Here is a 23,227-nt window from a genome sequence, read left to right as displayed (position 1 = left end):
ATAGCGTGTCTGCGCAGGGTTCGTCGCACGTGCGGCAGGAGGACGCGATGGGAACCGATCAAGTTCGGCTGCACCGATTCGTCATCTCGCAATTGACCGCAGCCGGTCTCGATCGCGACCGCTTGATCCGGGAGACCAGGCTGCCCGAATGGACCATGGCGGGCCACGACGTGCACCTGCCGAGTCATACTTTCTCCCGGCTGTGGGAGGTCGGCGAGTACGAACTCGGCGACCCAGACATCGCGCTGTACGTAGCGAGTCGTTACGAATTGCCCAGCCTCGGCCTCTACGACTACCTGTTCTCCACCGCGCCGACGCTGGGCGCCGGTTTGGCGACCTGCGGCCCCTACGTCACGGCGGTCACCACCAACCACCGGTTCGATCTGGTGGTGGACAACGACGAGGAAGTCACGCTCTCGCTCGAGATGATCGATGGCGAGGGCCGCGGTCGCGACCTCACCCAGCTGTGGGGTCTGTGCGCCGTGCTCAGCAGAGCGCGCCGCGTACTGCGCGCACCACTACATCCGCTGCGCGTCGCGCTACGCCAGCCGGCGCCCGCCAGAACCGACACCTTCCGCACGGTATTCGGTACCACCGCACTCGCGTTCGACGCACCGGTCGACGCCATGACGTTCCGTGCCTCGGATATGGATCTGCCGCTGACCACCAGCGACCCGGTGCTCGCCGGGATCTTGCAGCCGCTGGCCGACGCCCTTCCGCCACCGCCGCCACTGGTCACCGCGTGGCCGGAACGCGTCGCGGCGGCGCTGGCCGCGGCCCTGGCGGAAGGCAACGCCTCGCTCGACCGGGTCGCGCGCAGACTGGCCACCAGCCCGCGCACATTGCAGCGCCGCCTGATGGAGGCCGGAACGACCTGGCGCAGGGAACTGGAGCGCGCACGCGGCGTGCGTCTGACCGCGGCGTCCGCCGCCGGGCCGCTCAGCCGGGCACGCCAGGCCGAAATTCTCGGCTACGCGGACGTCGCCTCGATGCGGCGGGCAGCGCGCCGGTGGTCGGTGGCAACGCACGCCCTTCGCAGCGATCGGTTCGACTAGCGGTCACTGCTCGAGGAAGCGCGCGGCGATCTTCCAGAACGTGCCACCCTCGATCGCACGGAAGTTCCAACCGTTGGCGACGGCATGCGATTCGGCGACGATAGCGGGAACGTCGAAGTCATCGCGTGTTGCGGTGCCCTTGGCCTCCAGCATCTCGATCACGTACGCGGTGGCCATCTCCCAGGTGTCCGGCACGGAAACTCCCCTCAGTTCGCAGGACGATGCGGTCGGTCATCGGCTGCGCAGTGGCGCCGCGCGCGACAGCCCCTGCGACACCGGCCGACACGGCGCATACGACAACAGTCTCGTGAGCCCTCCGCCGCGCCGCCAGCACCGAACGCGCCAGTTCACGACCAAACGCGCCAAACCTGGCGCGCTCAGTGCGGCGTGTAGCGCCAGACGCCGAGCATGGTCCGCGGATCGAGCGGATCGGGGGCGATGTGCACGGTGTCGTGCAGACGCTCGAGGACGGTATCGGTATGCAGTCCCGCCCCGATCAACACCAGCTGGGTGCCGCGGGATCCACCGCGCGCCCAGTTTCCCGGTTCGAAGACGATATGGCGGCCGACCAGGTGCAAGCCGAATTTCCGTCGCTCGTCCGCGACGCCGAATGCGGCGAATCCCTTGGCCCGGAACAGTCCCGGCGGTGGGTCTTCCAGGAAACCGATCAGCTTGCGCGGGTCCAGGTCTCGTTCGGTGCGGAACGAGACGCTGCTGTAGTCGTCGTGTAGATGGCGGTGCTCGGCGTGGTCGCGGTCGACGGCATGGTCATGGTCGGCGAGCAGTTCGTCGAAGCTCAATTGCTCCGCGACGCGCGGTTTCTCGCGCAGCGGTTCGTCGAACAGCAGTCCGGGATCGATGCGGCCGTGTGTGGTCGCATATACCGGGGCCAGGCCGACGAGTGCCGCGATTCCCTCGCGCAGTCCGGCCAGTTGTTCGGCGGACACCCGGTCGGCCTTGTTCACCACGACCAGATCGGCCAGTCGCAGATGCGTGATCAGCTCGGAATGGCGGACGCTGCTGTCCGGGAACTGTTCGGCGTCCACTACTTCCACCAACCCGCCATAACGGATGCGCGGGTTGGTGCTGCCGACCACCATCCGGATGAGATTGCGCGGCTCGGCCAGGCCGCTGGCCTCGACCACGATCACGTCGATCTTCGCGCGTGGCTGCGCCAGCCGAGTGAACAGTTCGTCGAGTTCGGTGACGTCGACCGCGCAGCACACGCAGCCATTACCCAGCGAGACCATCGCGTCGACCTGTCCGGCGACGAGCATCGAGTCGATGTTGATCGCCCCGAAGTCGTTGACCACCACCCCGATCCGGGTATCCCGGTTGTCCCGCAGCAAGTGGTTGAGCACCGTTGTCTTCCCGGAACCGAGAAACCCCGCGACGAGCACAACAGGAATCCGGTCAGCCATTCCACTGACCCTACTGCGCGCCGTCGCAGGAAAAGCCGGCCGCCACCCTCGCACTGATGAGGATGGCGGCCGATGGGTTCGGTACGCGAACTAATTCAAAGCACTGAGAAGCGCACCCGCCAGGGCATTGGCCATAGTGATCAGCTCCGAGGTCAGAATGGAGTCGTCGATGCCCAGCGACCTGGCAAGCGGCGCCAATTGCTGAATGATCGCCGCGACGAAATCGCCGGCGCTCGCCTGCCCGCTGGGCGACTGCTGGGTTCCTGGAACGCCCGGCACCAACTGCGCACCGGGCGTGCTCGGCGACTGAGTGGAACCCGGTGTGCTCTGCGACTGCGGAGTGCCCGGCACAGTCTGCGCCTGCGGCGTACCCGGCGCCGTGCCCTGCGGAGTGCCCGGCGCTACCCGAGCCTGCGGCACCCCGGGCACCGTGCCCTGCGGAGTACCCGGTACCACCTGAGCCTGCGGCACCCCGGGCACCGTGCCCTGCGGAGTACCGGGCACCACCTGAGCCTGCGGCACACCGGTCTGCAAAGAATTCGGGGCGAATGCCGGCTGATCCGATCGGGCACCCAAATGCGGCACACCCAGCAAATAGCCGACCAAGCCGGTCGTGATCGCGATGGCGTGCCGCAGCTGCCCCTCGCCGCTCTCCAGCAGAGCCGCGTCCTCGGGATTCGCGCCATTGCCCATCTCGAGGAAGACCTGGGGTACAGCGGTCAGGGCGGGCCCGGCGATGTCGGCGCGGGTCTGTAGCCCGTCCACCACGCCCGCATAGTTCGCCGAGGGGAAGCCCGCCTGCAGATAGGCGTCGCGCACCGCCTTGGTGACGGCGAGTCCTGGTCCGGACTGAACTTGATGGACGGTCGCGTCCGGGATCGGCAGCGCCGGGATGATCGTGTGGAAGCCGCGATACGCGGCAGGTGCGCTGTCGGCGTGAATGCTCACAGCGATAGCGGCGCCGGACTGATTCGCTGCGCGCGCCCGCTCATCGATGCAGCCACCCCAGCCGGTGTCGTCCTGGCGGCTGAGCAGCACGTTCGCGCCCAACGTCTCCAGCGAGACCTTGACCAACTGCGCGACATTCCAGTTGATGGTGTGCTCGGGGACGCCGTTCACCGTGGTCATACCGGTGGTCTGGCACTCCTTCGTGCCACCGCGACCATCGCTGACCTGTCTGGTCAGGTCCTCCGAGTGGTTGGGCCCCTGGTGACCGGGATCGAGAAACACGGTCTTGCCGACGAGCCTGCCCGCGAAGTCGGGCAACGTCGGCGCGGCACCCGCGGTACTCGGGAGCAGTCCGGAGAGCGTCATTGTTACCGCGGCCGTGACGGCGGTGCAGATACCGGCCTTGATGATGCTTGGCTTCATGTGCGGTCGGCGCCCCGGGACGGGGCGCCCCTCCCTTCCCACTAGTAACACCAAACCCAGTGGTTTACTCTGGCAACGTCTGCACCAGCAAGCAAGTCACGTTATCGAACTGATACCCAGTAAGCCCCCTCAGCGCCCACCACCCACTGCGCCTCCCGACCCCGCAGATACCGTTCGTAACCGTCGACAGTCGTCGACGGTAGTCAGATGGTGGTTGAGCGATGCTGGGGTCGCCGCCATGTGACTACGTTGACAAGTCGACGGGGAGGGGCGGCCGGAACGGCCGTGGGAGGGGCGTTCAGATTGTTCAGGCGCCGATCGGGAGGCGACGAAGGGACCGGAGGGCGTAGTGCACCCGGGTCTTCACCGTCCCCACTGGCACTCCGAAGTCGGCGGCGACCTCCTGGTAGGCACGGTCCCGCAGGATCACCTCGGTCACGGCCTCGCGCTGGGCGACGGGCAGCCGGTCGAGCAACTGCGCCACCAACAGGCCGTCTACCAGGCCATCAGTGAAGTCGGGGTGGGCATACCGCGAATCAGCCAACTCGCCGAATTCGTCCCAGCCAGCATCCCCCGGCCGCGCGGCCCGTGCCCGCGCCATGTCGATGACGACGTTGCGCTGAATCGCCAGCAGCCAGGTCCGGACCGCCCCCTTGGATTCGTCGAACTGCACGCATGAGCGCCACGCGCGCAGCAGGGTTTCCTGCACCGCCTGCTCGGCAAGCCCGGAGTCCCCCAGGGACCGCAGGGCCCGCCAGTGCAACAGCGCCCGCTCGGTGGTCAGCACGGCCGCCAAGCCGTCATCCGTACACAACCGAGCGCAACGCAGGCCACACGGAACCGAGCGCGCCTGCCCGACGCCGACGGCAGACCGAGCATCTCTCATACAAGGGGTATCGCCCCGAATGGATCCGATGACAACAGTCCTAGCTATTTAGTTATACGTGCACATCGAAATCTCGATTCGGACACAACGACCAGAGGGGTTCTGGTAGATCTGGCCGCGAGGATCCGCGGGTTTCTGATCTTCCGCCACGTGGCGGCCTGACACAGTCGAGGAGAGACATCGCCATGCGGGCAAGCAAGCTCCTGGTCGTAGGGGCTACCGCCTCCGCGCTGACGGTATTCGGACACTGGACGGCCGCGGCCGAACCCACCACAACCATGCCGGGTGACGGCCTCTACCTGGTCGGGATCGACATCGTCGCCGGCCTCTGGGAGGCGCCTGGCACTGCCGATCCGGCCTACGGCTGCGACTGGCGCAGATTGTGGAAGGTCGAGGGCGACAACACCGATATGCGGAACATCATCGCGAACAACTTCACCCGGCTCGGCCCGGTGCGGGTGGAGATCAAACCGACCGATGTCGCGTTCAAGACCGAGAACTGCGGTCCGTGGCGGCTACTTCCCCCGCCGCCTAGTACCGGGTCGTTCGGCGGCTGAGTCGAGTTGCTGGACCGATCCGGTCCAGTGTTGACTCACGTTCAACAGAAGTAGGGTCGGCGACATGACAAGGACGAGGATTCTGATCACCGGCGCCAGCGCCGGGCTCGGTGCCGCCATGGCGCGCGACTTCGCCCGCAAAGGCCGCCACCTCGCGTTGTGCGCCCGTCGGCTGGACGCGCTCACGGCGCTGCGCGCGGAACTGATGGCCGCCCATCCCGGCATCGTCGTGGCAGTTCGCGCACTCGATGTCGACGACCACGCGGCGGTACCCCGCGCATTCGGTGAACTCCGCGACGAACTGGGCGGATTGGACCGAGTGATCGTCAACGCGGGAATCGGCAAGGGCGCGGTGATCGGCGGCGGCAGGCCCGGGGCGAACCTCGCCACCATGACGACGAACTTGGTCAGCGCACTGGCGCAGGCCGAAGCCGCGCTGGAGATCTTCCGCGCACAACACTCCGGACATCTGGTCCTGATCTCCTCGATGAGCGCGGTACGCGGACTGCCCGGCAAGAAAGCGGCCTACTCGGCGAGCAAGGCCGGCCTTGCCGCGCTCGGCGAGGCGCTGGCCACCGAACTGGCCGGTTCACCGATCGCGGTCACCACGCTGCTGCCTGGATTCATCGCCACCGACATGGCAGCGCGGGCAGGCGACACACGAATGGTCGTGTCCTTGGACAAGGGAGTCGCAGCGATGGTCGCCGCCATCGAGAAGGAACGGCGGCGCGCCTGCGTGCCGGCATGGCCATGGCGTCTGATCGATCTGGTGCTGCCCTACCTGCCCGACGCGGCGATACTGCGGATGAGCTGACCACGCACCCCGGTCGGCACCGGAGTCCGCCTCAACTGCCGTCATCGGCGCGGAATGTACGCCGCGGGGTCGGGCGGGAACTCACTTCACCAGCGTGAACTGCATGACATCGATATGACCGCTGCGGAAGTGCGCCGCGCAGCCGGTCAGGTACTTCATGTAGCGCTCGTACACCTCTTCGGAGGTGATGGCGATCGCCTCGGCACGATGCTCCCGCAGCGCCTCGGCCCAGTGGTCGAGCGTGCGCGCGTAGTGCGGTTGCAACTCCTGGATCTTCTCCGTGCCGAACCCGGCGCGTCCGGCGAGCCGAGTCACCTCCGCCGGTTGTGGCAGCTGTCCGCCGGGAAAGATCTCGCGCTTGATGAAAATGTGGAACAGCGCGTCGTCCCGGGTGACGGGGATATTCATGCGTCGTAGGTCGCTGAGTGTGTGGCCGACGATGGTGTGCAGGAGCATCCGGTCATCCGGCGCCAGGATCCGGTGACATCGCTCGAAGAACGCCTCGTAGCGCTCACGTCGGAAGTGTTCGAAGGCGCCGATGCTGACGATCCGGTCGACGGCGTCGTCGAACTCCTCCCAGCCCTGTAAACGGACCTCTGCGCCCGCGATGCGCTCCCGGTCGATCCTGGCCTGCACGTATTCGTACTGGTTTCGACTGAGCGTGAGCCCGACCACCTTCGCCCCGTATTCCGTGGCGGCACGCAACATCGTTGCGCCCCAACCGCATCCGATATCGAGCAACGTCAGGCCGGGCCGCAGGTCGAGTTTGCCGAGCGCCAGATCGATCTTGGCGCGCTGCGCCTGTTCGAGTGTCATGTTCGGGCGCTCGAAATAGGCACAGCTGTAGGTCATCGACGGATCGAGGAACAGCGCGTAAAAGTCGTCGGAAACGTCATAGTGCGCCTGCACCTGCCGATAGAACGGCCGGAGGTCGTTCATCACGTTCTCCTGTTCATCGGGGTCGTACGCTGGTTCGAGCGAGCAGGGCGGTTTAGTTCACGGTCCGCGTCGACCGATACCGAACCGTTGCGCGACACCTCTCGCGGCGACCGGCAGTTCGGAACTTCGCCGCTGTCCAGCTCCCGTGGAGGCAGGTACTCCTTCCACACGAATGTCGAGGTCCCCACCTCGGGTACGCGCGCCCCCGTTCCGAACCGATGGTCCGGTGACTTCGTCACCGGTGCAGCGCGATTCGATCCTGAACCGGAACGTGCCCGCCGCCCGAGCAACGGCACTCGCCCTGCTACCGGAGGCAATCGTGAGACCGGGAAACGCGAAATTCCCGGTCCGCTGCGGTTCGCCAGCTGCGGAGTGGCGCGGACCGTGTGCCCTCGGGCACGCTCGCACAGCTGCGGGAGTTTCCGGATCAGGCGCGATGAGTTGTTCCGGTTCTGCCCGCCCACCCCGGCCGATATCGGGGGTCCGGGAACATCGGCGAGAAAAGTCACGATCCTTCACGGCATCGCCGGTCGGCCGGGATTCTCACGTATAAAGAACCACGTCCGAGATCGGCTCCATGCGTATCGGTTCCAACACTCTTCACGTGCTCCAAGGGCTGAATGGAGCCAGATATGACCGCCAGTTGGGCCTGCCGTCCCCTGGATCCGCTCGGCGTACACCCAACATCGACACCGGCTCCTTGCCGGCGACACCAGGATCACCGGCGTTGAGATCCTCGTCGCCGACGATACCGACATGGACCTCCCGCGACGCGGCATAGACATCACGTAGCAGCCCGACCTCATGATGAAAATAGCGTGCGAGTCCACTCGCCACAGGATCAGCAGCACATCCCCAGAGCACCATTGGACCGTTCGGATTGTGCTCCAGCGCACGCCAAAAATGACGGGTTCCCGCGAGGATTTGGCCGAACTCTTCGCCGTCGTCGACATCTATGAACCGGACATCCGGCTCCCCCCTGGAACCAAAGTCCACAGGTATCTCTGCTTTTCCTCTGTCGCTGTGCAAATCTATGTGAATCGGCTTCGCTTCCCGCCCCGACCATAGTGATTTCTTCGGTTGCGCGAACGCGCCACCCTCTTTGGGAAGTACCGTGTAGACGGTCTCATCGAGCTTCCGAATCGTCGCACCCGCAGCCTTCCTGGCCAGAATGACATCGATCGGCCTAGCCTGAAAAGAAACTCCGATCGCATTTCCGGAGTGATCCAACAATGGCCAGCTGACAACATCATCGAGTCGAAATCGAGTATATCTTCCCGTCTTATGATCCACTCCGGTGAATTCCGAATCACCACTGACACCACGAAGGAAGGGGAATGGCTGTTCGATCGGCACCGCCCCCGCGAAATCAACACGCCGATACGCCTCGGCGGCCTCGGCAAGTTCACGTGCCGGACGATAGCCGATCTGTTTCGCCAACAGTGGGGCAATCTCGTTGACCACGGTCGAACCGAGCCGTTCAGCGACCCGTGTCAATACTCTGCTGACGTCGAAAGGAGAGGTCATCTGCGCTCACCTCACTACTCTCCAAGCAGATAGTCGCACGTCCGAGCATGACGCGCGAGTCCTCGGCACCCTCACAGCCATCGGAGGGACAACGGTAGCGGCGGCCTAGCCGATTGCCAGGGCGAGCGCACCACCAGCGAGTGCCAGCGTGGGGTCGGGGCGACCTTGTCCGGAACGGACACAACCACGGCAACGTGCACAACGCCACCGCCGCGCTAGCGCGCCGCGGCGGGTGAGCGGAAGTCGGTGCTGGCCAAGCAGTTCGGTATCAGCCGCGAGACCGTCTACAGCTACCTGTGCGCTGAGGCCGCCGCAGGCTGAGCCAGGCCCGGGTGTGTGACAAGCTGGACAACAGCCCGGCGGCGCCCTTGCCGCCCGGGCTGTCGCAGTCCGGACGCTACCCGCCTACGGCCGGGCCGCCCACCCTAATGTCACGGACAGGTCACGGAACATCCTGGACCTGAGCGCACTCACCCCCACTAGGGACGGGCCATCTAGTTGTGGCTGGACCGTTGCAGCGCAGGCAAAGTCCGGATACCGGGAGGTGCCGAATGAAGGGCGATTGTGGTGACGGATCAGGCGGCGGGAACGGCCGGGATGGCGCTGGCCGAGCGTCCGATCGCCGGCCCGCCGGAGGGACGTCCCGCGGACGGCCTGGCGATCGACTTCGTTGTCGTGTCCGATCGCGCCCAACTGAATGAGGTGGTCCAGCGGGCGCGGGACGGACGCCTGCGGACGGTCATCGGCAACGTCGCGACCCTCGATGATGCGCTTGCGGCGTTGGATCCGACCGAGCGAGTCAAGGGTAAGACGATCGGCCGCGTTCGCCCGTAAGGACGGGCACACGGGGAGCCGGTAAGAATCGCGCCACACGAGACGATCGGGGGGCGTGATGGCGCGAATGTCAGCAGGTGACGCCATCCGCAACGGCACACGGTAGAGGCGGCCCGGCGTGACCACTCGACGATCCCGTAGCGATACGGTCATGCGCGCTCAACCGACAAGGACCACCGCGCAAGCCGACAGGAAGACGATGTGAACGAGCGTGCGCAGCGACAGCGGCATGGTCTTGATTCCCAGGTCGGCCCGTGCCGCGCGGATGTTCGCGGGGAACATCACCATCAACAGCGCGATCAGGCAGAGCGCGGCGAGGTCGGCGGTCGCCGGAATCAGCAGACCGACCCCGCCCGCCAGTTCCAGCACGCCGGTCAGCGTCACCAGCGCACGCGCGCTCGGCAGGCGCGGCGGCACCATCGCGATCAGTGCGTCGCGGCGTGGCCGCGCGAAGTGCGCGCTCGCCGTCAGCACGAACATCGCGGCCAGCCCCAGTGCGACCGCGTGCGGCCACGAACCGAGCCAACAGATATCGGTGAGCCACCCGATCAGCCGAGCCGATCCTGTGACGACGGCGAGAACAATCAGCGGTGCCATCGGGTCTCCTGTGCGTTCAACTCAAATCTTGACAGTGGAAAAATTAGGGACGTTCCCGAGAACTTGTCAATGACTAGATAATCCGCCACTATCGACTGATGGCAAAGACCGGCTACCACCACGGCGATCTGCGGGCAACGATCCTGGCCACGGCCGCCGAACAGATCGCGACCCAGGGTGTCGACGCCGTCTCCTTACGCGACCTGGCGCGACACGCGGGCGTCTCGCACGCGGCGCCCACCCATCACTTCGGTGACCGAGCGGGACTGCTCACCGCGCTGGCCACCGAAGGCTTCGACCTACTGACCGAACAGCTCGACCGGGCCGCCGGCGACTTCCTGGAAGTCGCGGTCGCCTACCTTCGATTCGCCCGCGAGCACCCCGGGCATTTCGATGTGATGTACCGACACAGCCTGTTGCACGCCGGCGACCCGAATTTGCAAGCGGCACGCGCACGTTCGGGAGCTGCGCTACGCTCCGGAGTCTCCGCGATGCAGCAGGGGCGGACCGGAGAGCATCAGCAGGCGACCCAACTCGCCGCTTGGTCGCTGGTGCACGGCTTCGCCTCGCTGTGGCGCGAAGGGGCACTGGACAGTTCCGCGTTGGCCACCGATCCCGACCCGGACGCCATTGCGCGCCGGATGCTGTCCACCATCCGGTTCGACTAGACCGGAAACCCGCCTACGGCGGGCCGCCACAGTGTTATGTAGAGGACTTGGAAGGAGCAGGCGGCCATCATGACGTGGCTGCCGTCGACACATGGATATCCACGCCTACCCGACCGAGGCGGCTACGCCGGTGGACCAGAGCGAGGCGCACCGAATCGCTCGCCGCTACCTCTCGAACGACGACGACGCCGCGCGCGGAATCACCCACCGAATCACCGAATTCGACACCTGCTTCGTCGTCGTCGCGGTCTTTCCTCGGTCCCGATCCACCGACCCGAACGTCCCGATGGTGGTCGTCGGCGGTTCGGTCTGTGTCATCGACAAGCCCACCGGCGCGGTCTCCTTCTGGCCCACGTACCCGACCGACCTGGTCGCCGAGCAGTACGCGGCCGCACTGCGGGACGACAACTTGGTCATCGAGGACGACTGGCCGGAGGAGGACGACGAGTCCGCCGAGGCCGTGTGACGAAGCCCGACCGCATGCTTCCGCCATCCCGGTCGACACCCCGTCCCATGCCGCCGAATCAATCGGTCAGCTGCGCCGGAAGACCCGCCGTGCGCTGGACCGCCTCGGGAACCTCGGTGCCACGCAAGGACGTTCCGGCGGTCTCACGCAGGAAGAACCAGGCAACCAGGCCGATCAGCGAGGCGCCGACCATATAGGCAGCCGGGAACAGCGACCAGCCGGTCGTTTCGATCACAGCCTCGTTGATCAGTGGGGCGGTGCCGCCGAACGCCGCGGTGGACACGTTGTAGGCCAGGGCAAAGCCCGCGTATCGAACATGCGTCGGGAAGATGGCGGGGAACGTGGAGCTGATCGTCGACAGTTGTGGCACGTAGAGCAGGCCGAGCACGATGAAACCGACGATGGCCCACCCGGTCCCCTGACCCATCAGCCAGTACATCGGCAGCGCGAGCACGGCGAGACCCACCAGCGAGAACAGCCACATCGGACGACGCCCGACGCTGTCGGACAGCCGCCCGAAGAACGGCAGTACCACCATCATCACCAACTGCCCGACCAACATCATCGCGGTCGTGGCCGACTCGCCCATGCCGATCGTGTTCTGCAGGTAGGTGGGCTGGTAGGTGAGCAGCGTGTAGTTCACCACGTTGAGTGCGACGACCAACCCGCCCAGCGTGAGCGTCTCGCGCCGGTAGGTGGTCACCACCTCGCGCAGACCACCGGGCGGACGCTTGTGCTCGGCGACTTCGCTGAACACCGGGCTCTCATCGAGTTTGGTCCGCAGGTACCAGCCGATCAGGCCGAGCGGAACGGCGAGCAGGAATGGGATGCGCCAGCCCCAGTCGTGCATGGCGTCCGAGCCGAACGCGAGCTGGCAGGCCAGCACCGTCGCGGAGCCGCCGACGAACCCGCCGAGCGTGCCGAATTCCAGGAAACTGCCGAGAAAGCCACGCTTGCGATCGGACGCGCACTCGGCCAGATATGTCGCGGCGCCGCCATATTCACCACCGGTGGAGAAACCTTGCACCACGCGCAAGGCAATGAGCAGAATCGGCGCGAACACACCTATGGTCGCGTGTGACGGGAGCACGCCGATGGCGCCGGTGGCAGCGGCCATGAGCAGAATCGTGGTGGCCAACACGGCTTTTCGGCCGATCCGGTCACCCAGCGGTCCCCACACCATGCCGCCGAGCGGACGAAGCACGAACGAGACCGCGAAGCCGAGCATGGTGCCGAGCGTGCCCAGTTCGCCGGGGAAGAAGGCGTCGGTGAGGTACGTCGCGGTGGCGGCGTAGACGCCGTAGTCGAACCATTCGGTGGCGTTACCCATGGCGGAGGCCGCTACGGAACGCCGCAGCGCGAAACCCTCCGCGGTCTGCGCACCGGCCTGGTCTTGCGCACTGGTCCGGTCGGTCACGTGTACGTCCTCTCCAGCCCGTCCACGGACCTCGATTCGTTCCACCTCCGGCGCCTGACAACCAAAAGGTTCGGCACGAAACCTACCGATACCCTGTTTCGCCACCGGCAAACAAACGTAGACCGCCAAACGCCGGAAAGCAGATGCTCTGATCTGCGACGACTTCACGAATGTGATGCCAGTCACATATGTCGAAATCTAAATGCGTCTATGCCCACGCACCCCCGGCGACAGCGTCGAGCCCCGAGTCGACATGGCCATTCATGCCGCGTCATCAGCGTTTCCTGGCGACCAGTTCGCCGGTCGCCATTCCTCCAGCAGGCAACCCGGCGGGCAACTTGTCGAACACGACCCAACCGGAGGATTCACACCCGGTAGTCACCGGCGAGCCGGCGCCGACAAAGGGAGAATTCACGCCTACCGGCCGCGCCGAGAACGCCGGTCCGCGCGGGAACCGGCGGTTTTCGGCACTACAGCGGCGTCACGTACGCGCCCGCGATGCCACCGTCCACCAGGAACTGCGATGCGGTGATGAAGGAGGAATCGTCACTGGCGAGAAAGGCGACCGCGGCGGCGATCTCCTCCGGTTCGGCGAAGCGCCCGAGTGGCACGTGCACCAAACGGCGCGCCGCCCGCTCGGGGTCCTTCGCGAACAACTCCCGCAACAGCGGAGTGTTCACCGGACCCGGGCACAGGGCATTGACCCGAATTCCGTCACGGGCGAACTGCACACCCAGTTCCCGGCTCATCGCCAGCACTCCACCCTTCGAAGCGGTGTAGGAGATCTGCGAGGTCGCCGCGCCCATGACCGCGACGAACGAGGCCGTATTGATCACCGAGCCCTTGCCACGCTCGAGCATCTGCGCGATGGCGTACTTGCTGCACAGGTACACCGAGGTCAGGTTGACCTCCTGCACGCGACGCCAGGCGTCGATATCGGTGGTCAGGATCGAATCATCCTCCGGCGGCGAGATGCCCGCGTTGTTGAACGCGATATCCAGCCCGCCGTAGGCGCCGACCGCGGTCTGGAACAGCGCCTCGACCTGCGCCTCTTCGGTGACGTCTACCTGGACGTAACGCCCGCCGACCTCGGCGGCGGCGGCCGAACCCGCGGCGGCATCGATATCCGCGACGACGACCTTCGCGCCCTCCGCGGCGAAACGACGGACTGTGGCCAGACCGATACCGCTCCCGCCGCCCGTGACGACGGCGACTCGATCCTGTAAGCGCTGCAACGTATCTCCTGTCGGATGCGGTGGGGTCACTCGGTGGCGAGAAAGACGTTCTTGGTCTCGGTGAACGCCAGCGCGGCGTCCGGCCCGAGCTCGCGGCCGAGGCCGGACTGCTTGAACCCGCCGAACGGCGTCCAATATCGCACGGACGAATGCGAATTCACCGAGAGATTGCCCGCCTCGACACCGCGCGAGACGCGTAGCGCCCGGCCGACATCACCGGTCCAGATCGAACCGGACAGGCCGTAGTCGGTGTCGTTGGCGATCCGGACCGCGTCATCTTCGTCGTCGAACGGCAGCACCGCCACGACCGGGCCGAACACCTCCTCGGTGAGTACCCGCTCGGTGGACGCGCCGGGCAGCACCACCGTCGGTGGATACCAGAATCCAGGCCCCTCGGGTGTGTTCCCGGTGAACGCCACCGTGGTCGACGACTGCACGAATCCGGCGACGCGTTCCCGGTGCGCGGCCGAGATCAGCGGTCCCATCTCGGTGGACTCGTCGGCCGGATCGCCGACTCGCAGTCCCCGCACCGCCGGCTCCAACAGCTCGAGAAATCGGTCGAACACACTGCGCTGCACGAGGATCCGGGAACGCGCGCAGCAGTCCTGCCCCGCGTTGTCGAACACGCCGTAGGGCGCGGCGGCGGCCGCGCGTGCCAAGTCGGCATCGGCGAACACGATGTTCGCGCTCTTGCCGCCGAGCTCGAGCGTCACCCGCTTCACCTGCCTGGCACAGCCCGCCATGATCTGCGTACCCACCTCGGTGGAGCCGGTGAACACCACCTTGCGGACCGCGGGATGGGTGACGAAACGGTTGCCCACCACCGATCCCTTGCCGGGCAGCACCTGGAACACGCCCTCGGGCAGCCCCGCTTCCAGCGCGAGTTCCGCCAGCCGGATCGCGGTCAGCGGCGTGAGTTCGGCGGGCTTGAGCACCACCGTATTCCCCGCCGCGAGCGCGGGTGCGAACCCCCAGGCCGCTATCGGCATCGGGAAGTTCCACGGAACGATCACACCGACCACGCCGAGCGGCTCGTGAAAGGTGATATCGACGCCGCCCGCGACCGGAATCTGCTGGCCCAGCAACCGTTCCGGCATACCGGCCGCGAAGTGCAACACGTCTCGGACATTGCCCGCCTCCCAGCGCGCGTTGCCGATCGTGTGCCCGGCATTGGCGACCTCGAGCTGCGCGAGCCGTTCCGAATCCGCGTCGACCGCCTCGGCGAACCGCCGCAGCAGTCGGGCACGATCACCCGGCGCGACCGCACGCCACGCGGTCGAGGCTTCCTGGGCCACGGCGATGGCGGCGCCGGTGTCCGCCTCGTCGGCGAGCTCGACGGACGTCACGACCTGCTCGGTCGCCGGGTTGATCACCTGCGCAGTCGTCATGCGCTTCGTTCCCTTCGATACGTCGCCGCTGCTTCGACCAGGGCCCGGATCAATCGGCGGTCGGTGCTATCGACCTCCGGATGCCATTGCACGCCGACCAGGAACGAACCGTCCTTTGCCTCCACCGCCTCGATCGTCCCGTCGGCGGCGCGCGCGGTGACGAGCAGACCGTCGGCGAGCCGATTGATCGCCTGGTGGTGGTGGCAACTGACCTTTATCTCCGGACCGGCCAGTTCCGCGACACGGCTGCCCGCGCTCGTCAGCACCCGAGTAGCGGAGAACCCACCGGCGCTGCCGGAATGCTCCTCGTGGCCGACGACATCGGGCAGGTGCGGGATCAAGGTGCCGCCGAAGGCCACGTTCACCAATTGGAGCCCGCGGCACACCGCGAGGATCGGTAATCCTGCCGCGCGCCCCAGCTCGAACAGACCGAATTCCGATTCGTCGCGATCCGATCTGGTATCGGGCGATTCGACGGCGGACCCGCCGTAGCGAAGCGGATCGATATCGGCGCCACCGGTCAGCACCAACCCGTCGAGCAGCCGCACCAGCTCTGGCGTGGGCACCCCGGCGGGCGGCAGCAACACCGGGATACCGCCTGCCTCCGTCACCATGGCGACGTAGGCATGGGGCAACACCGCGCTGGGCACATCCCAGGCATTGAAGCGTGTCTGTTCCACATAGGTCGGCAGGCCGATTACCGGACGTTCGACCTCAGAGCCTTTCGAAACCACGGATACGCTCCCAGTCGGTGATCGCGGCGTCATAGGCGTCCAACTCCACCCGAGCCGCATTGCGGTAGTGCTCCACTACATCATCACCGAACGCCGCACGAGCCACCGTGCTGTCCCCGAACAGTTGAGCGGCCTCGCGCAAGGTACGCGGCACATGCGGCCGCTGCGAGCGGTAGGCATTCCCGCGGAATTCCGGTTCCAGCGGAAGTCCGCGGTCGATGCCGTGCAATCCGGCCGCGATCAGCGCGGCGACGGCCAGATACGGGTTCACGTCCCCGCCGGGCACTCGGTTCTCCATCCGCAACGATTGATCCGCACCGACTACCCGGATCGCGCAGGTCCGATTGTCCCGTCCCCACGAGACAGCCGTCGGCGCGAAACTGCCCGGCACGAATCGTTTGTAGGAGTTGATATTCGGGGCGAACAAGTAGGTGAATTCGCGCAGACAGTCCAGCTGGCCAGCGACGAAGTGCCGCATCAGCGCCGACGAACCGTCGGCGCCGTCGCCCGCGAACACCGACTTATCCGAATCATCCCGCAGACTCAGATGGATATGGCACGAATTGCCTTCTCGTTCATTATATTTCGCCATGAACGTGAGACTGCGACCCTCCTGCGCCGCGATCTCCTTCGCGCCGGACTTGTAGATACTGTGGTTATCGCAGGTCACCAACGCGTCGTCGTAACGGAACGCGATCTCATGCTGGCCCGGAGCGCATTCACCCTTGACCGATTCGACATACATTCCGGCGCCGTCCATCTCCTGACGGATACGCCGCAGCAGCGGCTCGACCCGCGCGGTCCCGAGCAGCGAATAGTCGACGTTGTACTGGTTGGCGGGGGTCAGCCCGCGATATCCGGCGTCCCCGGCCGCCTCGTAGCTGTCGTCGAAGACCAGGAATTCGAGCTCGGTGGCGACGAACGCGCGCAGGCCTCGTTCAGCCAGCAGATCCAGTTGCCTGCGCAACACCTGCCGCGGCGAGACGGCGACCGGGCGCCCTTCCGGCACCACCTGCTCGACGTCACACAGCACCAGCGCCGTACCCGGCCACCACGGCACCGATCGCAGCGTGTGCAGATCGGGCCGCAGCACGAAATCCCCGTATCCGGTTTCCCACGACGACATCGTGTATCCGTCGACCGTCGCCATGTCCACATCCACCGCGAGCAGATAACCGCACGCCTCGGTCGCGTGCTCGATCACCCCGTCCAGAAAATACCGTGCCGAGCAGCGCTTCCCCTGCAATCGCCCCTGCATGTCGGTCATCGCGACGAGGACCGTGTCGATTTCCCGCTCGTCGACCCGGTCCCGCAATTGCGCCATACTCAGCATTCCGCTTCGCATCCACGACCCCTCTCGGCACCAACCGTGCCCACGCTAGAGCAAACCGGAGATGTTGTGGGACGGGACACACAAATCCGGAATCAGCGCCGCACCGCGGGAGGAAAGCGTTCCGGAAGGCACTCCGCGACCTCGCCCGACGGCCCCCGGTCGGACAGCGAGCCCCGACACCCACGGCGGCGCGGACTACTCGATGCTCATCGCCGGGCGAAGTCGTTCCGGTTCGCGCGAATGAACTCGGCGAACGACAATGGCGCGTGCCCGATGGCATCCGCCACGGCTCGCGGGTCCGGCTGTCGCGTGGGCGCTGCTTCCCCGGAGGCGGCGAAGCGTTCGGCGACAGCTGAGATATGTTGGGCCATAGCGGGATTGATCACGCTGGTGTCGCTCCTCGCTTCCAATTCGGCCTGCCATTCGGCCCGTGAGATATAGGTGTACGCAACGGGACTGCCGATCTCCGCCGCGATCATGTCCGCGATCTCCTGGTGCGAGCGGAGTTCCACGCCGCCTGGATAGCTGATCGTGCCTGCCGGATACCGGTCCGGGTCGACCAGGGCCGCCACCGCAAGGTCGGCCGCGTCCTGCCCGCTGATCCACGGTGCTCGACCGGAACCGAAATTGTTGGCGAACGTGCCGGTAGCGCGGATGGACGAACCGTGAAGTAGCTGGATGTTCTCATAGAACAGCGCCGCCACCCGCAGCACCACCGGCACCAAGCCGGCCCAGGACAGCACTTCCTCGGCCATCCACTGCGCTCGGCCCAGCGCGCTCGGACTGTCCGCCATCGACGGGCCCATCGACATCACGACGAAGCGCGGCGCGAGTTGCGCGGCGCGCAGCACCGAGGCCAGGTTCGCCGCCGCGGGCAGCGCGCCGGCGGCGATCGGGTAGGTGAAGTACACGGCATCAATGCCGTCGACCACGTCGCCGAGCGTCCGCCGATCCAGCAGATCGCCCACCAGCACCTGCGCTCCCTGCCGGACCAGTAGATCCGTGTGCTCGCCGGTGGAGCGGGCCAGTACGCGGACCTGGTGCTCATGGGCGATGAGCTGCTCGACGACCTTGGCGCCGGTGCGGCCGTGCCGCCCGGTCGCGCCGATGACCAGGGTGGTCGGTCGGGAATCGTTCGATGACGTCATGGCAAGTCCTTCCTGGGGTAACGCGACCAGACGCTAACCGAGCGACTACTATGATGCAAGCTACTGGCCCGTACGGCGGGCGGAGAAGGGATACCGATGCGACGTAAGAGCTTTCAAGGAATGGGCTGCCCGATCGCGGGAGCCCTCGAGCACGTCGGCGAGTGGTGGACGCTGCTGATCATGCGAGACGTGCTCGACGGCTATACCCGGTTCGACGAGCTGGAACGCAACCTCGGCATCGCTCCGACCATGCTCACCAGCCGACTACGCACCTTGGTCGAGGCCGGCCTGGTCGAGCGCGCGCGATACAGCGCGAGTCCACCCCGCTACGAATACCGGCCCACCGCAAGCGGTCGAGACCTCGCCTCGGTCATCGTCGCCTTGTACACCTGGGGCGCGAAACACACGGCAGTGCGCAACAGTCAAGTCACCCTCGTCGACCAGGATTCCGGAAGAGAGATCGACCCGGTCTTCGTGGATCGCCACAGTGGCCGCCGGCTGTCGGAGATGAACTCCGCGTTCCTGGCCGGGCCCGAAGCCGACACCTTCATCCAGACACGGCTGGATCCCGAACTGCGAGCGTCCCGCCGTCGGCGCCGACGGGATACCCACTGAACTGCCGCGATGTGGGTCGGCTCGCGAACCGAGGACCCACCGGGGGGTGACGGCGCACCCCTGGATCCGTCCTGTCGCACGCGACGGGCGTTCGTCAGAACGCGCTGCGGATGAGTCCGCCGTCGACACGAATCGTCGCTCCGGAGATGTAGCCGGCCTGATCGCCGGCCAGGTAGGCGACCGCCGCCGCGACCTCCTCGGGCCGCCCGAAGCGGTTGATGTCATTGGGAACCCAGTCCTCGTCCTGGAGTCGGCTATCGCCGCATTCGCGCGCCACGGATACGACGGCGTCGGGGTACGCGACATCGCCCACGGCGCCGGCGTGACCGCGAAACTGGTGAACCGATACTTCGGCTCCAAGGAGCGACTCTTCGCCGAAGCGGCGGACGTATCGATGACACCGCGCACCGTGATACCCGAACATCCGGACCATCTGACCCGACGAATAGCGGCCGGACTGGTCGAACGCACCGCGCCCGGCGCCACCGAACTCGACCCGTTTTTGCTGGTACTGCGCTCGACAACCGATCCACGAGCGGCGGAGATCCTAGCGGCCGGGATCAGGCGGCACCCGGCACGAGCGCTGTCGGACCTGCTCGAGGGCCCGGCGACCGACGAACGAGCAATGCTCGCCCACGCGCTGATTGCCGGGATATACCTCATGCGAACTGTGCTCGGCGTCGATGAACTGGTCGATGCGGACCCGGCCGAATTGACACAACGGATCGAGCGAATGTTGACCGCGGCGCTGGCCGAACCCGATCCGAAGAAATCGAACGACACCAAAACAATCACTCCATAGTCGATTCAGCCCATTCGACCGACGGCGGATGTCGGCAGCGACTGGTAGATCTCAGCCCGGCGGAGTCGTCTGCGAATCACGCTCCGTCACCGAGCGCCCGCCTCTGGATCGACGTCGATGTCGATCCTGCCGAGGCCGTTGTCGGAAACCAGGGAGGAAAACCAGCGTGTATCACTCGGTAGGCATCGCCGCATCAGTAACCGATAGGTGAGGTGAGCACGGCTCGCTCGTCGGCGGATTCCCCTTGATTTCCGCAAAAACGGAAATAAGCTGCCCATCGTGTCGAATTTACGGATCAGCGATGCGGCGGCGTTGCTCGGAGTCAGCGACGACACCGTGCGCCGCTGGATCGATCAGGGCAAGCTGACCGCCATCCAGCTCGACAGCGGACGCAAGGGCGTCCGTGGCCGGGAGCTCGCCGAATTCCTCCGTGCCACGGCCGAGACGCCTGAGCCTGGCGTGACCGTCGCCGCGTCGGCGCGCAATCGCCTGCGCGGCATCGTCACCCGGGTGCTGAAGGACACCGTGATGGCCCAGGTCGAGATGCAGGCCGGACCGTTTCGGCTGGTGTCGCTGCTGAGCAGGGAATCGGCCGACGAGCTGGGACTCGAGGTCGGCAGCGTCGCGGTGGCCTCGGTCAAGTCGACGCATGTCGTTGTCGAGATACCGGACAGTTGATGAGGACGACGATAATTCGATCGCTCAGCATGCTGGTCGCCGCGATCGGCTCGGCGGGCTGCGGTCCGGTCCACCCCGCCGAGCCCAGCGGGTCGAACACGATCGCCGGCACGGTCACGGTTTTCGCCGCGGCCTCGCTGACCGAGACATTCACCGAGCTCGGCACACAGTTCGAGGCCGCGCATCCCGGAGTACGAGTGGTGTACAGCTTCGGCGCCAGCTCCGCGCTGGCGGAGCAGATCAACCAGGGCGCTCCCGCCGACGTCTTCGCCTCGGCCGCGCCGAAGAACATGCAGCAGGTCGTCGACATGGGCGCGACCGCAGCCGCTCCGGCCACGTTCGTGCGTAACCGGCTGGAGATCGCGGTACCCAAGGGCAACCCCGGCGGTATCACCGGATTGGCTGATTTCGGCAGGACCGAGCCGAGGATCGCGCTGTGCGCCGAACAGGTGCCGTGCGGCGCGGCAGCCGAGACGGTATTCCGAGTGGCGGGCATCACCCCTCGGCCCGACACCCGCGAGACGGACGTGAAGGCGGTCCTGACGAAGGTGAAGCTCGGCGAGGTCGACGCGGCACTGGTCTATCGGACCGACGTACCGGCGGGTGGAGATCAGGTCGAGGGCATCGACTTTCCGGAGGCGGACAAGGCGATCAACGACTATCCGGTCGCCCCGTTGGCGCACGGGCCGAACGCGACGGCGGCGGGCGCGTTCGTCGACTTCATCCGGTCCGATCGAGCGCGAGCGGTGTTCGCGACGGCGGGATTCGACACACCGTGACCCGAGCGCGACGAAGGGCAGTCTCGGGACGACGACCGCTCATTCTGGTGCTACCCGCGGTGTGCGCGCTGGCATTCCTGCTCGCCCCGATGCTCGGGCTGGCCCTGCGAGCGCCGTGGCGGACGCTGCCCGACCGCTTGTTGACCACCGAAGTCGGTGCGGCGCTGCGGCTTTCCCTGCTGTGCGCGAGTCTGGCAACCGTGATCTGCCTGCTGTTGGGCGTTCCGCTGGCCTGGCTGCTCGCGCGCGGGGAGATTCCGGGGCGCGGGCTGTTGCGAGCGATGGTCACCGTGCCGCTGGTGTTGCCGCCGGTGGTGGGCGGCGTCGCCCTGCTTCTCGTGCTCGGTAGGCGTGGACTGGTCGGCCGGTATCTGTACGACTGGTTCGGTGTCGCCTTGCCATTCACGACCGCAGGAGTGGTGGTCGCGGAAGCGTTCGTCGCGATGCCTTTTCTGGTGATCTCGGTGGAGGGTGCGCTGCGCGCGGCGGACCCGCGGTTCGAGGAGGCCGCCGCCACGCTCGGCGCGTCACGCTGGCTGACCTTTCGGTGGGTGACCCTGCCGTCCGTATTGCCCGGTGTCGTCGCGGGCGGAGTGCTGTGCTGGGCGCGAGCACTCGGCGAATTCGGCGCGACGATCACCTTCGCCGGCAACTTTCCGGGGAAGACGACCACCATGCCGTTGGCGGTCTACTTGGCGCTGGAGCACGAACCCGACGATGCGATAGTGCTGAGCCTGGTGCTGCTCGCGGTCTCGGTCGCGGTCCTGGTCGCCTTACGCGAGCGTTGGATTCGGGGCCCGGTATGACGCTGGATGCCCATCTGCGGGTCACCCGCGGGCAGTTCGATCTCGATGTTCCGCTGATCGTGGCGCCGGGCGAAGTGGTCGCCCTGCTCGGCCCGAACGGGGCGGGCAAGACCACAGCGCTGCGCACCCTCGCCGGACTGACGCCGCTCACGGGTGGCGCGATCCGGCTCGACGGCGACACCTGGGACGCGCCACCGAAGCTCTTCCGGCCCGCCGCGGATCGTCGAGTCGGTGTCGTCTTCCAGGATTACCTTCTGTTCGCCCACCTGAGCGCGCTGGACAATGTCGCCTTCGGCCTGCGGGCCCGCGGACACCGCCGGGCTATCGCCCGCGACCGCGCCGCGCACTGGCTGCGCCGCGTCGGCCTCGCCGATCATGCCACCGCCACACCCCGCGCCCTCTCCGGCGGCCAGGCACAGCGAGTCGCGCTCGCCAGGGCGCTGGCAACCGACCCCGCGCTGCTGCTGCTCGACGAGCCCCTTGCCGCGCTGGACGCGAGCACACGCCTGCTCGTCCGGTCGGATCTCGCCCGGCACCTGGCCGACTACCCGGGCCACACCGTGCTGGTCACCCACGATCCGCTGGATGCGATGGTGCTCGCCGATCGCCTCGTCATCATCGAGGACGGCACGATCATTCAACAAGGACGACCCGCCGAGGTCGCACGCCGCCCACGCTCGAACTATGTCGCACATCTGGTCGGCCTCAACCTCTATCGCGGCACGGCCCGCGGCACCACCGTCGACCTGGCCGAGGGCGGCATGCTCACCATCGCCGAACCCGCGCGCGGCCCGGTCCACGTCGTTTTCCCGCCGACCGCGGTCAGCCTGCACCCCGCGGCTCCGGCGGGCAGCCCGCGCAACGCGTGGCCGGTCACCATCGCCGGTATCGAGCAACACGCCCACACCATCCGGGTTCGCCTCGACGGCACCCCGCCGGTTCTCGCCGACGTCACCCCCGCCACCGTCGCCGAACTCCGGCTCGGGCCGGGCAGCGAGCTGTGGGCCGCGGTCAAAGCCACCGAAACCCACACCTATCCGGCGTGAGACTCGGGGCGGCGCGGACGGTGACGTCGGCCTTGGACTCCTGCCTGGCGGACACGGCTCGCCGCCTGGAAGGACGCCGGGTGTACTCGCGATCCGAAGCCGAGGCGATCG

25 protein-coding genes and 3 pseudogenes are annotated in these 23,227 nt (G+C 66.7%); 14 read left to right on the top strand and 14 right to left on the bottom strand.

The features are described from left to right. Nucleotides 1–47 precede the first annotated feature (47 nt). Nucleotides 48–1,055 carry an AraC family transcriptional regulator ligand-binding domain-containing protein gene (locus AB0C34_RS02290; RefSeq protein WP_357066619.1) on the top strand — a complete coding sequence of 336 codons (1,008 nt, stop codon included), beginning with the start codon at nucleotides 48–50 and terminating at the stop codon, nucleotides 1,053–1,055. Between the two features lie 3 nt (nucleotides 1,056–1,058). On the opposite strand, the gene AB0C34_RS02285 is transcribed toward AB0C34_RS02290, so the two are convergent. The 4 genes from AB0C34_RS02285 to AB0C34_RS02270 form a co-directional block, all read right to left on the bottom strand. Then, complete coding sequence (locus AB0C34_RS02285; RefSeq protein ID WP_357066617.1) at nucleotides 1,059–1,250, bottom strand: hypothetical protein; 192 nt, start codon at nucleotides 1,248–1,250, stop codon at nucleotides 1,059–1,061. A gap of 182 nt (nucleotides 1,251–1,432) precedes the next feature. Next, nucleotides 1,433–2,476: a CobW family GTP-binding protein gene (locus AB0C34_RS02280; RefSeq protein ID WP_357066615.1), complete on the bottom strand. Its 1,044-nt coding sequence runs from the start codon at nucleotides 2,474–2,476 to the stop codon at nucleotides 1,433–1,435. A 90-nt stretch (nucleotides 2,477–2,566) separates the two neighbouring features. Beyond that, nucleotides 2,567–3,847: an N-acetylmuramoyl-L-alanine amidase gene (locus tag AB0C34_RS02275; protein ID WP_357066614.1), complete on the bottom strand. Its 1,281-nt coding sequence runs from the start codon at nucleotides 3,845–3,847 to the stop codon at nucleotides 2,567–2,569. 307 nt (nucleotides 3,848–4,154) lie between these two features. Then, a complete protein-coding gene (locus tag AB0C34_RS02270; protein WP_357068400.1) occupies nucleotides 4,155–4,634 on the bottom strand; it encodes a sigma-70 family RNA polymerase sigma factor in 480 nt (159 codons plus the stop codon). 284 nt (nucleotides 4,635–4,918) lie between these two features. Here AB0C34_RS02270 and AB0C34_RS02265 point away from each other — a divergent pair, with 284 nt between their 5' ends. Together AB0C34_RS02265 and AB0C34_RS02260 are read left to right on the top strand one after the other, a co-directional pair. Further along, on the top strand, nucleotides 4,919–5,290 hold the full coding sequence (locus AB0C34_RS02265; RefSeq protein ID WP_357066612.1) for a hypothetical protein: 372 nt from the start codon (nucleotides 4,919–4,921) through the stop codon (nucleotides 5,288–5,290). Nucleotides 5,291–5,354: 64 nt separating this feature from the next. Beyond that, the gene (locus tag AB0C34_RS02260; RefSeq protein WP_357066610.1) at nucleotides 5,355–6,104 is read left to right on the top strand and encodes an SDR family oxidoreductase; all 750 of its coding nucleotides are present in this window, start codon (nucleotides 5,355–5,357) and stop codon (nucleotides 6,102–6,104) included. A gap of 81 nt (nucleotides 6,105–6,185) precedes the next feature. Here the strand turns inward: AB0C34_RS02260 and AB0C34_RS02255 are convergent, their stop codons facing one another. Next, the gene (locus AB0C34_RS02255) at nucleotides 6,186–7,043 is read right to left on the bottom strand and encodes a cyclopropane mycolic acid synthase family methyltransferase (protein ID WP_357066608.1); all 858 of its coding nucleotides are present in this window, start codon (nucleotides 7,041–7,043) and stop codon (nucleotides 6,186–6,188) included. A 600-nt stretch (nucleotides 7,044–7,643) separates the two neighbouring features. Next, nucleotides 7,644–8,570 carry a hypothetical protein gene (locus tag AB0C34_RS02250; protein ID WP_357066606.1) on the bottom strand — a complete coding sequence of 309 codons (927 nt, stop codon included), beginning with the start codon at nucleotides 8,568–8,570 and terminating at the stop codon, nucleotides 7,644–7,646. 234 nt (nucleotides 8,571–8,804) lie between these two features. On the opposite strand from AB0C34_RS02250, the pseudogene AB0C34_RS02245 reads away from it, so the two are divergent. Then, nucleotides 8,805–8,891 (top strand): annotated as a pseudogene (locus AB0C34_RS02245) (hypothetical protein); the annotation flags it as partial. Between the two features lie 246 nt (nucleotides 8,892–9,137). After that, entirely contained in the window at nucleotides 9,138–9,404 is a 267-nt protein-coding gene (locus tag AB0C34_RS02240; RefSeq protein WP_357066604.1) for a hypothetical protein, read from the top strand. Between the two features lie 159 nt (nucleotides 9,405–9,563). Here AB0C34_RS02240 and AB0C34_RS02235 read toward each other — a convergent pair whose 3' ends face one another. Continuing rightward, the gene (locus AB0C34_RS02235) at nucleotides 9,564–10,001 is read right to left on the bottom strand and encodes a hypothetical protein (protein ID WP_357066602.1); all 438 of its coding nucleotides are present in this window, start codon (nucleotides 9,999–10,001) and stop codon (nucleotides 9,564–9,566) included. 98 nt (nucleotides 10,002–10,099) lie between these two features. Between AB0C34_RS02235 and AB0C34_RS02230 the strand changes: the two genes are divergently transcribed. Beyond that, nucleotides 10,100–10,669: a TetR/AcrR family transcriptional regulator gene (locus AB0C34_RS02230; protein WP_357066600.1), complete on the top strand. Its 570-nt coding sequence runs from the start codon at nucleotides 10,100–10,102 to the stop codon at nucleotides 10,667–10,669. A 91-nt stretch (nucleotides 10,670–10,760) separates the two neighbouring features. Continuing rightward, nucleotides 10,761–11,135: a hypothetical protein gene (locus AB0C34_RS02225; protein WP_357066598.1), complete on the top strand. Its 375-nt coding sequence runs from the start codon at nucleotides 10,761–10,763 to the stop codon at nucleotides 11,133–11,135. 58 nt (nucleotides 11,136–11,193) lie between these two features. Here the strand turns inward: AB0C34_RS02225 and AB0C34_RS02220 are convergent, their stop codons facing one another. The 6 genes from AB0C34_RS02220 to AB0C34_RS02195 form a co-directional block, all read right to left on the bottom strand. Next, nucleotides 11,194–12,465: an MFS transporter gene (locus tag AB0C34_RS02220; RefSeq protein ID WP_357068398.1), complete on the bottom strand. Its 1,272-nt coding sequence runs from the start codon at nucleotides 12,463–12,465 to the stop codon at nucleotides 11,194–11,196. Nucleotides 12,466–13,022: 557 nt separating this feature from the next. Next, a complete protein-coding gene (locus tag AB0C34_RS02215; protein ID WP_357066596.1) occupies nucleotides 13,023–13,787 on the bottom strand; it encodes a 3-oxoacyl-ACP reductase in 765 nt (254 codons plus the stop codon). Between the two features lie 26 nt (nucleotides 13,788–13,813). After that, complete coding sequence (locus tag AB0C34_RS02210) at nucleotides 13,814–15,175, bottom strand: aldehyde dehydrogenase family protein (RefSeq protein ID WP_357066594.1); 1,362 nt, start codon at nucleotides 15,173–15,175, stop codon at nucleotides 13,814–13,816. Continuing rightward, the gene (locus tag AB0C34_RS02205) at nucleotides 15,172–15,909 is read right to left on the bottom strand and encodes a gamma-glutamyl-gamma-aminobutyrate hydrolase family protein (RefSeq protein ID WP_357066592.1); all 738 of its coding nucleotides are present in this window, start codon (nucleotides 15,907–15,909) and stop codon (nucleotides 15,172–15,174) included. The genes AB0C34_RS02210 and AB0C34_RS02205 overlap by 4 nt, the downstream gene beginning before the upstream one ends. After that, nucleotides 15,890–17,254: a glutamine synthetase family protein gene (locus tag AB0C34_RS02200; RefSeq protein WP_357066590.1), complete on the bottom strand. Its 1,365-nt coding sequence runs from the start codon at nucleotides 17,252–17,254 to the stop codon at nucleotides 15,890–15,892. The genes AB0C34_RS02205 and AB0C34_RS02200 overlap by 20 nt, the downstream gene beginning before the upstream one ends. A gap of 194 nt (nucleotides 17,255–17,448) precedes the next feature. Then, entirely contained in the window at nucleotides 17,449–18,390 is a 942-nt protein-coding gene (locus AB0C34_RS02195; RefSeq protein WP_357066588.1) for an NAD(P)H-binding protein, read from the bottom strand. Between the two features lie 96 nt (nucleotides 18,391–18,486). On the opposite strand from AB0C34_RS02195, the gene AB0C34_RS02190 reads away from it, so the two are divergent. Further along, on the top strand, nucleotides 18,487–19,005 hold the full coding sequence (locus AB0C34_RS02190) for a helix-turn-helix domain-containing protein (RefSeq protein WP_357066586.1): 519 nt from the start codon (nucleotides 18,487–18,489) through the stop codon (nucleotides 19,003–19,005). A gap of 94 nt (nucleotides 19,006–19,099) precedes the next feature. Here AB0C34_RS02190 and AB0C34_RS02185 read toward each other — a convergent pair. After that, nucleotides 19,100–19,237 (bottom strand): annotated as a pseudogene (locus AB0C34_RS02185) (SDR family oxidoreductase); the annotation flags it as partial. Here AB0C34_RS02185 and AB0C34_RS02180 point away from each other — a divergent pair. From AB0C34_RS02180 to AB0C34_RS02155, 6 genes and pseudogenes are all read left to right on the top strand, one after another. Beyond that, nucleotides 19,229–19,327 (top strand): annotated as a pseudogene (locus AB0C34_RS02180) (TetR family transcriptional regulator); the annotation flags it as partial. The pseudogenes AB0C34_RS02185 and AB0C34_RS02180 sit on opposite strands and share 9 nt — an antisense overlap. After that, entirely contained in the window at nucleotides 19,328–19,807 is a 480-nt protein-coding gene (locus AB0C34_RS02175) for a TetR/AcrR family transcriptional regulator (protein WP_357068397.1), read from the top strand. 279 nt (nucleotides 19,808–20,086) lie between these two features. Then, the gene (locus AB0C34_RS02170) at nucleotides 20,087–20,485 is read left to right on the top strand and encodes a helix-turn-helix transcriptional regulator (protein WP_357066584.1); all 399 of its coding nucleotides are present in this window, start codon (nucleotides 20,087–20,089) and stop codon (nucleotides 20,483–20,485) included. Further along, nucleotides 20,485–21,264: a molybdate ABC transporter substrate-binding protein gene (gene modA, locus AB0C34_RS02165; RefSeq protein ID WP_357066582.1), complete on the top strand. Its 780-nt coding sequence runs from the start codon at nucleotides 20,485–20,487 to the stop codon at nucleotides 21,262–21,264. The genes AB0C34_RS02170 and modA overlap by 1 nt, the downstream gene beginning before the upstream one ends. Further along, nucleotides 21,261–22,070 (top strand): molybdate ABC transporter permease subunit, encoded by an 810-nt coding sequence (modB, locus tag AB0C34_RS02160; RefSeq protein WP_357066580.1) that lies wholly within the window; start codon nucleotides 21,261–21,263, stop codon nucleotides 22,068–22,070. The genes modA and modB overlap by 4 nt, the downstream gene beginning before the upstream one ends. Then, a complete protein-coding gene (locus tag AB0C34_RS02155) occupies nucleotides 22,067–23,116 on the top strand; it encodes an ABC transporter ATP-binding protein (RefSeq protein WP_357066578.1) in 1,050 nt (349 codons plus the stop codon). Before modB ends, AB0C34_RS02155 begins: the two co-directional genes overlap by 4 nt. Nucleotides 23,117–23,227: the final 111 nt, after the last annotated feature.

Origin of the sequence: Nocardia sp. NPDC049220 (assembly GCF_040647855.1) — a bacterium.
GTDB lineage: Bacteria > Actinomycetota > Actinomycetes > Mycobacteriales > Mycobacteriaceae > Nocardia.
The sequence above is the reverse complement of the archived record's forward strand: the minus strand, read 5'-3'. Positions and strand labels throughout refer to the sequence as shown.

Bases quoted from the DNA above. Each gene is read 5' to 3' on its own strand.
- AB0C34_RS02290 (WP_357066619.1), top strand. From the start codon at position 48: ATGGGAACCGATCAAGTTCGGCTGCACCGATTCGTCATCTCGCAATTG.
- AB0C34_RS02280 (WP_357066615.1), bottom strand. From the start codon at position 2,476: ATGGCTGACCGGATTCCTGTTGTGCTCGTCGCGGGGTTTCTCGGTTCC.
- AB0C34_RS02275 (WP_357066614.1), bottom strand. From the start codon at position 3,847: ATGAAGCCAAGCATCATCAAGGCCGGTATCTGCACCGCCGTCACGGCC.
- AB0C34_RS02265 (WP_357066612.1), top strand. From the start codon at position 4,919: ATGCGGGCAAGCAAGCTCCTGGTCGTAGGGGCTACCGCCTCCGCGCTG.
- AB0C34_RS02260 (WP_357066610.1), top strand. From the start codon at position 5,355: ATGACAAGGACGAGGATTCTGATCACCGGCGCCAGCGCCGGGCTCGGT.
- AB0C34_RS02255 (WP_357066608.1), bottom strand. From the start codon at position 7,043: ATGAACGACCTCCGGCCGTTCTATCGGCAGGTGCAGGCGCACTATGAC.
- AB0C34_RS02250 (WP_357066606.1), bottom strand. From the start codon at position 8,570: ATGACCTCTCCTTTCGACGTCAGCAGAGTATTGACACGGGTCGCTGAA.
- AB0C34_RS02235 (WP_357066602.1), bottom strand. From the start codon at position 10,001: ATGGCACCGCTGATTGTTCTCGCCGTCGTCACAGGATCGGCTCGGCTG.
- AB0C34_RS02230 (WP_357066600.1), top strand. From the start codon at position 10,100: ATGGCAAAGACCGGCTACCACCACGGCGATCTGCGGGCAACGATCCTG.
- AB0C34_RS02225 (WP_357066598.1), top strand. From the start codon at position 10,761: ATGGATATCCACGCCTACCCGACCGAGGCGGCTACGCCGGTGGACCAG.
- AB0C34_RS02220 (WP_357068398.1), bottom strand. From the start codon at position 12,465: ATGGGTAACGCCACCGAATGGTTCGACTACGGCGTCTACGCCGCCACC.
- AB0C34_RS02210 (WP_357066594.1), bottom strand. From the start codon at position 15,175: ATGACGACTGCGCAGGTGATCAACCCGGCGACCGAGCAGGTCGTGACG.
- AB0C34_RS02200 (WP_357066590.1), bottom strand. From the start codon at position 17,254: ATGCGAAGCGGAATGCTGAGTATGGCGCAATTGCGGGACCGGGTCGAC.
- AB0C34_RS02195 (WP_357066588.1), bottom strand. From the start codon at position 18,390: ATGACGTCATCGAACGATTCCCGACCGACCACCCTGGTCATCGGCGCG.
- AB0C34_RS02190 (WP_357066586.1), top strand. From the start codon at position 18,487: ATGCGACGTAAGAGCTTTCAAGGAATGGGCTGCCCGATCGCGGGAGCC.
- modA (WP_357066582.1), top strand. From the start codon at position 20,485: ATGAGGACGACGATAATTCGATCGCTCAGCATGCTGGTCGCCGCGATC.
- AB0C34_RS02155 (WP_357066578.1), top strand. From the start codon at position 22,067: ATGACGCTGGATGCCCATCTGCGGGTCACCCGCGGGCAGTTCGATCTC.